Below are 13609 nucleotides of genomic sequence, written 5' to 3'. Positions count from 1 at the left end.
CATTGCAGAAGCTACCATCCGATTCCATAATCTTCCCCATTATTGCTGCTGCCACCCCAGAGTGTATGATGCAGCTGATCGAAATAAATGGCATTGATCGGTCCACTGGTACGATCTCCTAACTGTATGCTGTAGCCCATTTTTTTCAGCTGCTCAATGATGGTAGGTGCTGTATTTTTATCGAGCAGTAGACTACCTGATCGTGGTTTTCGGTCGTCGATTTTCGTTCCCCCCAAAGATAGCCAAAGCTGATTGCTATTGATGTTGGCCGCTTCACTGGCCTGTTGAGGTGTCATACCAAATTCCACCATATTCAGAAAAAACTGCAGTAGATTTTGATCCTGTGTATCTCCGCCTTGCACAGCAAAAGAAAGGTATGGTTTTCCATCCTTCAAAGCCATCGAGGGAGTAAGTGTGACACGCGGTCGTTTACCCGGCTCAACCACATTAAAGGGATTAATCAGTGAATCCAATACAAAGCTCTGTAAGCGCTGGCTCATACCTACTCCGGTATTCCCCGCAATACAAGCAGGCAACCAGCCACCGCTCGGTGTAATCGAAACGACCCACCCTTCTTCATCGGCAGCTTCAACACTGGTCGTCCCCCGCAGGAGCCGATCGACATAAGCACTATCCACCGCTAAAGATGCCAAAAGAGATGTTTTTGGCAATTCCATTAAGGAAGAACTTGAGCGGGCATCATGTTTAGGAACAAAATCATTTTTTAGTTCCGTATTTGGCGTAAACTGCTGACGCCGTTGTTCCAGCAGCGATAGATACGGGTTCCGTCTACCTTCATAGGGATAAGGGTCTCCGGGAAGTACATTCGGGTTATTTTGGTGAAGATCAATTGTTGCGGCACGCGCCTTGGCATAGGATTCGTGTAAAAGACCTTGAATAGGAGTTTTGGGCTTTCCGTAGGGATCGCCATAATAAAAGTCCCGATCGGCAAAGGCCAGATTCATGACCTGATAAAGTGTATGAATATAGGCAGCGGAATTATAGCCCATTGCCTTTAGGTCAAAGTTTTTTAGCAGTTGCAGGCTCTGCAGCATGGCTGGACCTTGAGTCCATTCCTGCAATTTATACACATCAACACCTTTATAATTAACATGCAAAGGCTCCTCCTCAATAGGCTTCCAGTTGGCCAGGTCTGCTTTTGTAATTAAGCCGCCTTGCTCCTGACTACCGCGTACAAATTCATCGGCAATATCGCCTTTGTAAAACCGGTCATAAGCGGCCATAATCGCCGCTTTTCGATCTTTACCGGAAGCAAGAGCTTGCTTTTCGGCTTCAACCAGCTTGGATAATGTCCGAAGCAAATCCTGCTGTACAAAAACCTCCCCCGCTTCGGGGGCTTCCCAGGATTTACCTGGATGCACTAAAAACACCTTTTTGCTGTAGGGCCATTCCTTGATACGGTCTTTGCCCCGCTCAATACTTGTTGCCGTTTGGGCATCAATGGGATATCCTGCAGCCATTTCAAGAGCAGGTGCCAGTACCTCAGCCAAGCTTTTGGTTCCATATTGCGCCAGCATATAACATAATCCGCCAGGTGTACCCGGAGTGACCGCAGCAAGAGGACCATATTCAGGGGGAAATTCATAACCTTTTGACTTAAAAAAATCGACTGTCGCTCCAGTTGGTGCTACGCCCAGCGCATTGATGGCAATGACCTTCTTTAATTTCGGATGGTAAATTAAAGCCTGCGTCTCGCCGCCCCAGCTCAGGACATCCCACATTGTACAGGTCGCTGCAAGCATCGCACAAGCAGCATCCACCGCGTTACCGCCCTGCTGGAACAGCTGGGAACCTGCCGTTGCCGCCAGGGGTTTACCGGTAATAGCCATCCAATGTTTACCATGTAAGGGCGGTTTCTGTGTACGCTGAGCGGAACTGACAAATGGTGCACAGGTCGTCAGCAGTCCAAATAGCGTCGTCAGGAGCGAGGTGTATCTTCTTTTCATAGCAGCAATCTTTCGTTAAGTAATCGTTTTAGTAAAAGCAAGATAGGAATTTTTAGCGCAAACAAAAAAACTCCCGTCAACCGGGGCTGACAGGAGTTTTTAGGATCTTTTGCATCTTGGTTTTACCAATAAATGGAATACAATGCTGTAACTAATAAAGCGACAATCAATGCAATGACCAAAAATGCTCTATGCGGTTTAAACATCGTTGTATCAACTTCCAGCCCTGCAGGTACTACACCACGTTTATTGTCGATGATACTGATGAGAATCATACCAACAATACAAATGATGAAAACGAATCCCATTCTATCCAAAAATGGAATTTCGTAGACTCCGGTTGTCGGATTCGGAACGGAGAAACCTGTTGATGACAAGAAAGAAAGATCGACCCAGTCCGGTAATTTTTTGAAGATAATAGAGAAAATAAAACCACCAATTGTTGCAAATAATGCCGCATTGGAAGTTGCTTTTTTCCAGAAGAATCCCAAAATGAACATGGCAAAAATACCCGGAGAAACGAAACCTGTGTACTCTTGGATGTATTGGAATCCACCCTTTTTATCAATTCCCAAATGTGGTGCAATCAGCACGCCCAAAATCATGGCAACAACAACGGTAAGCTTACCAATATTGACCAATTTTTTGTCAGATGCTTCGGTATTGAATACTTTCTTATAAATATCCAAGGAGAAGATCGTCGCGATACTATTTGCTTTACCGGCCAAAGAAGCTACCACTGCCGCTGTCAGGGCTGCAAATGACAGTCCTTTCAAACCCGCTGGCAATAAATTCAATAGAACTGGATAAGCATGGTCTGGATTCACCTCACCATGTTGCATCATTTCATTTTGGAACAAACCATCTTTCCACATCACGTACGCTGCAATACCTGGCAATACCACGATGATAGGCATTAACAACTTTAGAAAGGCAGCAAACAAAATTCCGTTTCGCGCTGTTTTCAAATCTGCTCCTAATGCACGTTGCGTGATATATTGATTACATCCCCAGTAATTTAAATTAACGATCCACATCCCCCCGATCAATACGGTCAATCCCGGTAAATCAAGATAATTTTCGTTTTTACGATCTAGAATCATATGGAAATGATCGGAAGCTTTTTCGGTCATCAAATGATAGCCCTGTAATATTCCTGAGCCACCATAGTGCTCCGAAACAAGATTTAAGGCCAGATAAGTTGTCGCCAAACCACCAAGGACCAAAAAGAAAACCTGAATAATATCCGTATACCCAATTACCTTCATACCGCCCAGCGTAATGATAACAGCAAAAATCGCTATGGCGTACATACATGCTTCAAGACTGATACCAGAAATACTGCTTACCGCAATGGCGCCCAAATAAAGAATGGATGTCAAGTTGACCACCACATAAAGTAGCAACCAGAAAACGGCCATGATCATTGCAACAGTTCCATTGTAACGTTTATGAAGAAACTGAGGCATGGTAAAGATCTTGTTCTTTAAATAGACCGGTATGAAAAATACCGCAACGACAATCAGCGTGATGGCAGCCATCCACTCATAAGTTGCAATAGCCAATCCCATCTTAAATCCGGAACCGCTCATACCGATAAATTGCTCGGCAGAAATATTGGATGCGATAAGTGATGCTCCAATAGCCCACCAGGTCAACGAACCCTCAGCCAGAAAATAATCTTTGGAACCTACAGATTCAGATTTCTTGCGATAATACACCCATAGTCCGTAACCTGCTACAATAACAAAGTAGATCAGGAAAACGATGTAATCTTTTGTGCTTAAATAATTATTCATGTATTGGTAATTGGTTTAATTTGATCGCCTAATATAGAAATATTTTTAGAACTATATATATCTATTGACCAAATTTTCTAAATACTCCTGTTTACCACTGATGGTTTTAGGCTCACCCAATTCCACTGCTAAATCCCTTAAGTTTTCCAAAGTTAATGTACGACCTTCAAACGATGCGCCATGGCCTGCGTCAAACGAAGCATAACGGTCTGTCCGAATTTTCTTGTAGTCCGAGTCCTGTAGGATACGATCCGCCGTAATAAGCGCGCGTGCAAAAAGATCCATTCCCCCGATATGTGCATAAAACAAATCTTCCGGATCGGTCGAATTCCGGCGGATTTTGGCATCAAAGTTCACACCACCTCCTTGGAAACCACCACCTTCTAAAATGATCAACATGGCTTCGGTCAATTCATTGATGTCATTCGGAAATTGATCCGTATCCCAGCCATTTTGATAATCACCACGGTTAGCATCGATGGAGCCCAATTTACCGGCATCCACAGCAACCTGCAGCTCGTGCTGGAACGTATGTCCGGCCAATGTAGCGTGGTTTACTTCCAAGTTTAGTTTAAAATCTTCCAAAAGATCATACTGACGAAGGAAGCCGAGCACGGTAGCCGCATCATAATCGTACTGATGTTTTGTAGGCTCGCATGGTTTAGGCTCGATAAAGAAAGTTCCTTTAAAGCCATTTTTACGGGCATAATCTTTTGCCATATGTAGAAACTGTGCAAGATGCTCCTGCTCACGTTTCATATTGGTGTTTAACAGGCTCATATACCCTTCTCTTCCACCCCAAAACACATAGTTTTCACCACCGAGCGCAATTGTTGCATCCAATGCGGCCTTCACCTGAGCACCACCATGTGCAAGGACATGAAAATCCGGATTGGTCGCGGCCCCGTTCATATAGCGCTTATGGCTAAACAGGTTGGCTGTTCCCCAAAGCAATTTGATTCCGCTCTCCTGTTGCTTTTCCTTCGCATAATCAACAATAGTTGAGAGACGTTTTTCATTTTCGAGGACATTATCTGAATAATCGACCAAATCTACGTCATGGAAGCAGTAATAAGGTATATTCAATTTACTGATAAATTCAAATGCCGCATCCATTTTATCTTTTGCCCTGGTGATCACGTCGCTGCTTTCGTCCCATGGAAATTGATGTGTCGGTCCACCAAATGGATCAGATCCATTGCCATTAAATGAATGCCAATATGAACAGGCAAATTTAAAATACTCTTCCATGGTTTTTCCAGCAACAATTTGCTGCGGATTGTAATAACGGAAAGCCAATGGATTTGTACTTTCTTTTCCTTCGAACTGAATCTGGCCAACGCCTTTGAAAAATTCTTTTTTTCCTGTGATAATATTCATCTTATTTTTTATTTATGTTTTTATTTAACAATTCCTTCCATTGCTGGTAATGCTCTTCATACTGCGCTACAAATTGAGGTTCAACCGTGTATACTGGTTTCAAGGTGCGAAAAGCTTCGGCAAAATCCGTGTAATAGCCGCTACCGATCCCTGCCCCCAGCGCTGCACCAACACTGCCGTCGTGATTAAAAATTTCCACCGGGACATCTGTGGCTCCTACAAAAGACTCGCGAAAAACGGAGCTCAAGAATAAATTTGCATATCCCGCACGGATCATATTCGGATACAGGCCATTTTCACGCATGATATCCAGTCCATAACGAAAAGCATAAGCAATTCCCTCCTGTATCGCGCGCAGCATATCGCTTGCCTCATGCCTATTTAAATCGATTGCTGTAATTGAAGCACCCACCGTCTGATTATTGAGCATACGCTCGGCACCATTCCCAAATGGAATAACCTGCAGGCCTTTACTTCCTATAGGTGATGACCCAGCCATGGTATTGATCTGTTCATACGATAAATCGCGCCCCAGCAACTTCCGTCCCCAACTATTCATAATACCAGTTCCATTGATGCATAGTAATACGCCGGTCCGAATATCATCTTCACGGTAATTTACATGCGCAAATGTATTGACACGTGATTCGCGGTCCGCAATCAGCTGATCGCTCACCCCGTAAATAACACCTGAAGTACCGGCAGTAGCAGCTACCTCCCCTGGCTGAAGGACATTTAGAGAAAGCGCATTGTTGGGTTGATCGCCAGCTTTATAATTGATCGTCACCGTACCAGATAGGCCGAGTTCCTCGGCAACAGCCGCTTTAATCTGTCCATGCGTCGAAAATACAGGTAAGATCTCTGGAATAAGATGATCATCAAAGCCATAGTAATCCATGATGGTATCGGATAGTGTATTGTTTTTGAAATCCCAGAAGATACCCTCGGATAAGGCCGATATGGAAGTTGTCACCTGGCCCGAAAGTTTCATGGCTATAAAGTCGCCGGGGAGCATGATCTTATCTATCTTTTCGTAAACCGCCGGCTCATTAGCTTTTACCCAAGCCAGCTTCGACGCTGTAAAATTTCCTGGAGAATTCAGATGATGGCTCAGATTAAAGGATCTTCCGATTTCATCAAAAGCGGTATTCCCCAACTCTACTGCTCTACTATCGCACCAAATAATCGCATTTCGGAGCACCTGCTGATCTTTATCAACAACTACTAAACCGTGCATCTGGTAAGCGATTCCAATGGCGGAGATTGCTTTGGGATCGTACAGCCCTAAGGTATTTGCTTTCAATAAAGCCTGTTTAAAGTAGTCCCACCAATCCAGCGGATTTTGTTCGGCCCAGTTGGGCTCCACAGTAATTATGGGCGCTTCTATATCCGGATATTGCACCGAGCAAACCTTACGCTGCGAAGAAGCTTCAACGATTGAAACTTTTACGGAAGAAGTACCTACATCTATACCTAACAAATACATGGTAATTAATTGTAACTGGTTATTAAAATAATCTCGGAAGCAAGTATTGCAACCGGTTGCATAAAAGTAGGATATGTTTCTGAATTTTCAAAATATTAAATAAAATTATTTACTTTGGAGCGTGAATAAAAAAACGACAATTTATGATATTGCCCGTGCGCTCGGTGTGACAGTCTCTACTGTATCACGCGCATTGAACAATGTGCCTACGATCAGCGAGGCGACACGAAAATTAGTACTCGACAAAGCCAAGGAATTGAATTATAGTGTCAATAAACTTGCTTCGTCCCTTTCCTCGGGCAAATCCAATACAATTGGCGTTATTGTACCGACCATGCAAATTCATTTTTTTGCGGAGGCCGTGCACAGTATTGAAAAAGAGCTGAAGAAGCATAATTACAGCCTCTTGCTTTACCAGTCAAATGAATCTTTTGAAGATGAGGTCAATGGTGTAAAGACTTTGCTGGAAGCTCAGGTAGATGGCATCATTGCTTCACTATCCTTGGAAACACAAGAAACAAGTCACTTTCAGGAAGTCATCAATCAGCGCAAGTGCTTAATTATCTTTGACCGTACCCACAAAAATATTCCCGCTCCTGTCGTGAAACTCGACGATTTTAAAGCCGGCTATCTTGCAACCCAACATCTGATCGAACAGGACTATAGAAATATTGCCTTTATTACAACAGACAAAGAGATTGCTATTTTCCAAGATCGTTTCCATGGCTTCGAAGCGGCGCTAAAAGAGGCTCAGCTTCCCCAGCAGGAAGAGTTTATTGTGCGGGGCGACTTATCCATTGAAGCCGGAATAAAAGGCACTGAACAGATTCTAAAATCTGAAATTCGACCTGACGCCTTTATTGGCGGGGATGACTTTACAGCTGTGGGGATTATACAGGCACTCAAATCAGCAAATATCGCTATTCCGGCGACAGGTGTGATCGGTTTTGCAAACCAGACCTTTTCTTCCTTTATCACACCTACACTCTCAAGTATTGATCAACAGGCCAATAAAATGGGGGAAGAGTGTGCCAAGCTCTTTCTCAAAATGGTTAAACAAAAAAATCCGTACGAAGCAATTGAACAAATTGTCCTTGACCCCTTATTGGTAAAAAGAAAATCTACCAACAGAATAGACAAATAATCAGTACCTTTGCCTAAATTTACTTCAATGCAAGCCCGGCAGAAATTTAGGACAATAAGCATCTGCTTATTATTTGTCATTCAGGCACTTTTTTTAGTTGCCATCTTTGTAGAAAATACGCATTCTTATATTGTATTAGCCTTTATCGGCCTATTATCCTTACTGATCCTATACAGTTATCTCAGATCGCCGATTCATCATCATAAGCATGAATATGAATCCATTAAAATTGCGGTTTGGGTACCGATAGGCGCTATTGCGTCCTATTACTTCAATCAGATATTCGGTTTGGGTCCCGTCTTAGGGGCGGCACTGACAGGTACCCTGGCCTCCTTCATCCCCAATATCAACAAAAATTCAGCTTATCTGCCCCACCTTCCTGCAGCGATTTATTGCGGCGCATTTGTTGGCATGTCCAATGCGCAGGTGGCCCACGGTTTCTCTTTTATTCTAGCAGCCAGTATTTTCACCGCGATCTTCCTCATTGTATCGAAGAGCCTTTTAAATGGCGTCGGTGGTAAACTTGGGACATTGGCCTTTCTAGGCGTTTCACTTACCTACCTATTGTTGTACCTTTTTAAGTAATATGGAAACATTCATTTTATACCTGGTCGGTGTCATCGCAAGTACAGCGACGTATTACCTAAATACCACGTTGAACCAAGGTGCTGTACGATCATCAGCTTTGTTGACCTTAGTTGTTGCCGGCTTTCTTCATTTCTTTCCAAAAAGTGTTTCTCCCTATCTGGCACAATATATTCCGCCAATTTTTATAGGAGCGTCATTTATAGGCATGGTATCAAAAAATCAGCTATCCACTTATTTTGGTCTGGCCCTTGCCGGCATTATCTTTACAACTATTCTGCTCAATACAAGCAAGTTTTTTACCGGCTATGGTGGAGCACTGGGGACGTCGGCCTGTATTGCACTCCTGGTTGTCTTGAGCATTCCTTATTTCAAATCGCCGCGAAAAATGACCGTTGGATTTTTGCAGCTCCGCAAAACAATCTTAAAAAAACCACGGAAAGTTTCAAAAAGACGAGTAGATTTGTTTAAATAAACAGCATACCCACATGAAACCTTTATATCTGATCTTCATTATCCAAATCTTCTTTCTGAACCTCCTAAGTGCTCAGCAAGCCACGATTAACATTGTCAATCAAGAACGTAACAGCAGCTATCGGGGGCTAAGTGTCGTCGATGATGAAACCGTTTGGGTAAGTGGCAGCAATGGTACTGTGGGTTTAAGCACGGATGCCGGAAAAAACTGGCAATGGGTAAATCCCATAGGTTATGAAAAAATCGATTTTAGAGATATCGAAGCATTTGATGAGAATGAGGCCCTTATTATATCGGCAGGTTCGCCCGCTATTATCTTACGTACACAGGATGGTGGCCGAAGCTGGAAGGAAGTATTCAGTGACAAGCGACCGGAAATATTTTATGATGGATTTGCGTTTACGTCAAAAGGTGCGGGAATTGCTTTTGGCGACGCCATTCATGGTAAAATGCCTTTATTGAAAAGCGTCGATTTCGGAAAGTCTTGGAAAGATATATCCGCGAATATGCACCTTTCCATTACTGAGGGGGAAGCGGGCTTTGCGGCGAGCGGAACATCCATCTACTGCAATGACCAAGGCACCTACTGGATTGCCACTGGTGGAACTGTAGCCAATATATACAGCAGCACGGATCAGGGCAGCACATGGAAGCGCTACAGTTGCCCCATGATTCATGGAAAAAATAGCACGGGTCCTTTTTCGGTCGCATTTTACACATCAAAAACCGGTATTGTGGTCGGCGGTGATTACAAGGAAGATAAAAATAAAGACAAAAATAGCCTTTTGACCAACGATGGCGGCAAGACATGGTCTGCACCACAGACAGCCCCTGCAGGCTTTAAGTCGGCAGTCATTTATCTCTCCAAAAAACAATTGATCTGCACGGGTACCTCGGGTACAGACCGCTCGAATGACGGGGGTAAAAACTGGACACCTATCGGAAAGGAAAGCTTCAATGCTGTTCAAAAAGCCAAAAAAGGTCAGGCCGTATTTCTGGCAGGAGATAAAGGAAAAATAGCGAAATTAGCATTATAAACTAAGTCGCTATTTTTCCTGTACTATCAGCTCAATCTGCGGGAAGATCCGCGGACTTCTTCCTGTAATTATCTATTTACGCGATAAACGCGATTCCTCCAGATCCAAGGAATACTCCATTTCTTTGATGACGTCACTATCGTAAGCCTTGCTTTCTTTGATTTTGTACAAACCATCGCGACGTAAAGCTAAAAGTTCCAGCATAATTTTATTGTACAAGCCTCTAACAGCAGAAAGTTGCGCACGCGTGTCTTCTTCCTTGGCACGCTCGGACGCATTTACACTCCGGATAATCTGCTCTTTGACGCGAGCTATTGTCTCATGTTCCAGCATTTCCTTTCCATAATGTTTATCCAAATAGGCAATAGATTCTTTGCCAAGACGGACGCGGATCTCATCGATTTGTTCTTCCATCGAAGCTTGCTCATCGACCTCTTCAATTTTGATCAGTTTGATCAGCAATGGCAGGGTAAGGCCCTGAAAAACAAGGGTCACCAAAATAACCACAAAAGTAATAAACAAGATCAGGTTACGGTGCGGAAAAGCAGTCCCGTCGTACAAAGTCAAAGGGATCGCCAATGCTGAAGCCAAAGAGACCACACCCCGCATACCAGCCCAGCCCACAACCAAGGGCAGCTTCCAGCCTGGACTCTTTTCCTTGATACGAACGCGTTTGAACAGTATTCTAGGAACAAAGGCCGAGAGGTACACCGCGATTAATCGCAATACAATAACAATCACACAGATCGCCAATGCATAGTCAATCGCTTCCTCCATGGAGTACTCGCCCAATCCGTTGATAATGACCGGGAGTTCAAGTCCAATTAAAATAAAGACAAATCCATTTAATAGAAAACCCACTGTGGCCCAAACCTCCTTCGTTTGGATGCGTGTATGATAATTGAGATAATCACCCGCCCGGAAGGAAAGAAACAGTCCCCCACTGACTACAGCTAAAACTCCGGACCATTCAAAATGCTCCGCAACAATATACATCAGGTACGGCGCGATAAGGGTAATAGGTGTAGAGATACTGGACGATTTAGCGATATAGCGCAGGAATATATAGAGGATATGACCGATGACAAGTCCTACAATAACCCCCATGACCGATAAAACAAGAAACTGTGTAGTGGCATTGCCCATGACAAACTGGCCTGTAAGAATTGCAATGGATGCAAATCTAAATACGGTAAGCGAAGCGGCATCATTGACCAGACTTTCTCCTTCCAATATCGCGATACCACGTTTGGGGATACTGACGCCTTTCAGGACCGAACTCGCTGCCACCGCATCTGGTGGAGAGATAATGCCCCCCAGCAGAAATCCTAGCGCCAATGTAAATCCGGGAATGATGCTGACCGAGAAATATGCAATGGCCAATGAGGTAAAAAAGACCAAGCCAAATCCCATAATAAAGATCGACCGGCGCCATTTTAGAAAATTCCCCCAATTGGTATACCAGGCCGCTTCAAAAAGCAAAGGTGGCAAAAACACCATAAATACAATATCAGGATCAATACTAATGACCGGGGCACCGGGAATCAAAGAGATCACCAGCCCGCCAATAACCAGAAGAATGGGATAAGAAATTTTTAAGCGCTGGCTCAGCACAAATAACATGGCCATAAAGAAAAACAGCACCATCACCAATAAGAGATTGCTATGGATTTTCTGACCGGCCTTTCCGCCCACAGCTGCCTTTACATCCGCATAAGGAGCCGACATAGACATACTATATTGACGAAGCTTCCATTCACTGTCCAGCTTGCTCAACACCCCCACGCCACGAAAAGACTTGGTATTGATCTTAAAAGTTTCATCAAACCAAGCTGTTGTGCTATCTGCATTAAAACTAATATGCCGTTTGTCATAGGTATAAGTCCAGGCATTTTTGGGATTAAAATATTGATTAGCGAACTTATCAATATGCGCCTTATCCCATCGCTCGTCATGATCCGTTCCCAAAATAATACCATCCGAAGCGACGACATTCAAAAAAGGGCCATACTTTACCTCACCCGAAGATTTGTGCCATTGATCTAACACCCTATTGATTTCGTCTACAGGCTGCTGGGCACTTGTTGGCAAGGCCAATAAAATTAAACTAAGAAAACAATACGTACTTAAAATGATCTTTCTAATCATAAATTCTAAAACATCTTAATATCTAGGACTATGTTGTACTACTCAGATGAGTCCTAAAACAAAAAGCTGCGGATGCAGCTTTTTGTTTCTATTTAATTATTTCTTCAATTTCTCTGATAATCTTCTGCGCGATCTGCTCAGCAGCTTCGGGCGTCGGTCCCTCAGAATAGATCCGAATAATCGGTTCGGTATTCGACTTGCGCAAATGAACCCACTCATTTTCGAAGTCTATTTTCAGTCCATCAATTGTTGAATGGTCTTCATTTTTATATTTTTCCTCCATTTTGGCCAATAGATTATCAATGTCCAATTCTGGAGTTAAGGTAATCTTGTTTTTTGACATAAAATACTGCGGTAAAGAAGCACGATACTCTGAAGCCTTTTTACCAAGTTTTGCCAAGTGTGTCAAGAAGATGGCCACACCAACCAACGCATCACGGCCGTAGTGGGATGCGGGATAAATGACACCGCCATTTCCTTCGCCACCGATCACAGCATCGACTTCTTTCATTTTTGTCACCACATTTACCTCACCCACGGCGGCCGCATAATATTCGCCACCATGCGCTTTCGTTACATCGCGCAATGCACGTGTGGAAGACAAATTGGAAACTGTATTTCCTTTCTTATGCTGCAATAGGTAATCCGCTACAGCAACTAACGTATATTCTTCACCAAATAACTCACCATCCTCCATCATAAAGACCAGCCGGTCTACATCCGGATCCACAGCAATACCCAAGTCAGCGTTGTTTTCAAGAACTGCAGCGGATAAATCCGTTAGATGTTCTTTCAATGGTTCTGGATTATGCGGAAATTGACCATTGGGTTCACAATGGATCTTATAGACTGTCTGTACACCAAGCGCATCCAATAGAGCGGGTATAAATGTACCACCAGTACTGTTGACCGCATCCAGAGCAACTTTAAAATTAGCCGCTTTGATCGCTTCTTTATCCACATAGTCTAAGGCCAATACGGCGTCAACATGTTTCTGTAAATAAGAATAATCTTTATGAACCTGTCCGATCTCTTCTACTTCCGAGAAGTCGAAGTCTAAGGATTCACCGAGCGCCAATACTTCCTGTCCTTCAACATCTGAAATAAACTCTCCCTTTGCATTCAACAACTTCAGCGCATTCCATTGGCCCGGGTTGTGTGAAGCCGTTAAAATAATACCACCGGCCGCTTTTTCCATAGGCACAGCAATCTCTACCGTCGGCGTTGTTGAAAGACCTAAATCAACTACATCAACACCGATACTTTGCAAGGTACCAATCACCAAATTACTGACCATCTCTCCGGAAACGCGTGCATCTCTTCCTACCACAATTTTTTTGATGCCACTCTGTTTGACAATTATTTTGCCGTATGCGGCTGTAAACTTAACGATATCTATCGGGGTAAGTGCCTCTCCAGCACGCCCACCTATCGTACCACGTATTCCTGATATTGATTTAATTAAAGTCATTTCTCTTGAATTGATTAACGTGTAAATTTAGCACAATGCCAATAAAATATCGAATTAAAATTATAATTAATGAATATTTAACGTATATTTGTTGCAACAAAGTTGTTTTTAAAAGAAA

At 43.4% G+C, this 13609-nt stretch carries 10 protein-coding genes; 4 read left to right on the top strand and 6 right to left on the bottom strand.

What is annotated here, in order from left to right; genetic code table 11:
• Positions 1-11 precede the first annotated feature (11 nt).
• The 4 genes from BGP15_RS16295 to BGP15_RS16280 form a co-directional block, all read right to left on the bottom strand.
• Positions 12-1967: a gamma-glutamyltransferase family protein gene (locus tag BGP15_RS16295; RefSeq protein WP_286770118.1), complete on the bottom strand. Its 1956-nt coding sequence runs from the start codon at positions 1965-1967 to the stop codon at positions 12-14.
• A gap of 122 nt (positions 1968-2089) precedes the next feature.
• On the bottom strand, positions 2090-3766 hold the full coding sequence (locus BGP15_RS16290) for a sodium/sugar symporter (protein WP_286770117.1): 1677 nt from the start codon (positions 3764-3766) through the stop codon (positions 2090-2092).
• Positions 3767-3817: 51 nt separating this feature from the next.
• Positions 3818-5146: a xylose isomerase gene (gene xylA / locus BGP15_RS16285; protein ID WP_286770116.1), complete on the bottom strand. Its 1329-nt coding sequence runs from the start codon at positions 5144-5146 to the stop codon at positions 3818-3820.
• A gap of 1 nt (position 5147) precedes the next feature.
• Complete coding sequence (locus BGP15_RS16280; protein ID WP_286770115.1) at positions 5148-6632, bottom strand: xylulokinase; 1485 nt, start codon at positions 6630-6632, stop codon at positions 5148-5150.
• A 121-nt stretch (positions 6633-6753) separates the two neighbouring features.
• On the opposite strand from BGP15_RS16280, the gene BGP15_RS16275 reads away from it, so the two are divergent.
• From BGP15_RS16275 to BGP15_RS16260, 4 genes are read left to right on the top strand one after another with little or no spacing between them, the layout of a single operon-like run.
• Positions 6754-7776, top strand: coding sequence for a LacI family DNA-binding transcriptional regulator (locus BGP15_RS16275; protein WP_286770114.1), 1023 nt, complete (start codon positions 6754-6756; stop codon positions 7774-7776).
• A gap of 27 nt (positions 7777-7803) precedes the next feature.
• Positions 7804-8361: a hypothetical protein gene (locus BGP15_RS16270; RefSeq protein ID WP_286770113.1), complete on the top strand. Its 558-nt coding sequence runs from the start codon at positions 7804-7806 to the stop codon at positions 8359-8361.
• Between the two features lies 1 nt (position 8362).
• Positions 8363-8836, top strand: a complete 474-nt coding sequence (locus tag BGP15_RS16265; RefSeq protein WP_286770112.1) for a hypothetical protein — start codon at positions 8363-8365, stop codon at positions 8834-8836.
• Between the two features lie 13 nt (positions 8837-8849).
• Positions 8850-9872: a WD40/YVTN/BNR-like repeat-containing protein gene (locus BGP15_RS16260; RefSeq protein ID WP_286770111.1), complete on the top strand. Its 1023-nt coding sequence runs from the start codon at positions 8850-8852 to the stop codon at positions 9870-9872.
• Positions 9873-9944: 72 nt separating this feature from the next.
• On the opposite strand, the gene BGP15_RS16255 is transcribed toward BGP15_RS16260, so the two are convergent.
• Both BGP15_RS16255 and glmM read right to left on the bottom strand, forming a co-directional pair.
• Positions 9945-12020: a Na+/H+ antiporter gene (locus BGP15_RS16255; protein ID WP_286770110.1), complete on the bottom strand. Its 2076-nt coding sequence runs from the start codon at positions 12018-12020 to the stop codon at positions 9945-9947.
• Positions 12021-12108: 88 nt separating this feature from the next.
• Entirely contained in the window at positions 12109-13491 is a 1383-nt protein-coding gene (gene glmM / locus BGP15_RS16250; RefSeq protein WP_286770109.1) for a phosphoglucosamine mutase, read from the bottom strand.
• Positions 13492-13609: the final 118 nt, after the last annotated feature.

Origin of the sequence: Sphingobacterium sp. 40-24 (assembly GCF_001899705.1) — a bacterium.
Taxonomy (GTDB): Bacteria; Bacteroidota; Bacteroidia; order Sphingobacteriales; family Sphingobacteriaceae; genus Sphingobacterium; species Sphingobacterium multivorum.
The sequence above is the reverse complement of the archived record's forward strand: the minus strand, read 5'-3'. Positions and strand labels throughout refer to the sequence as shown.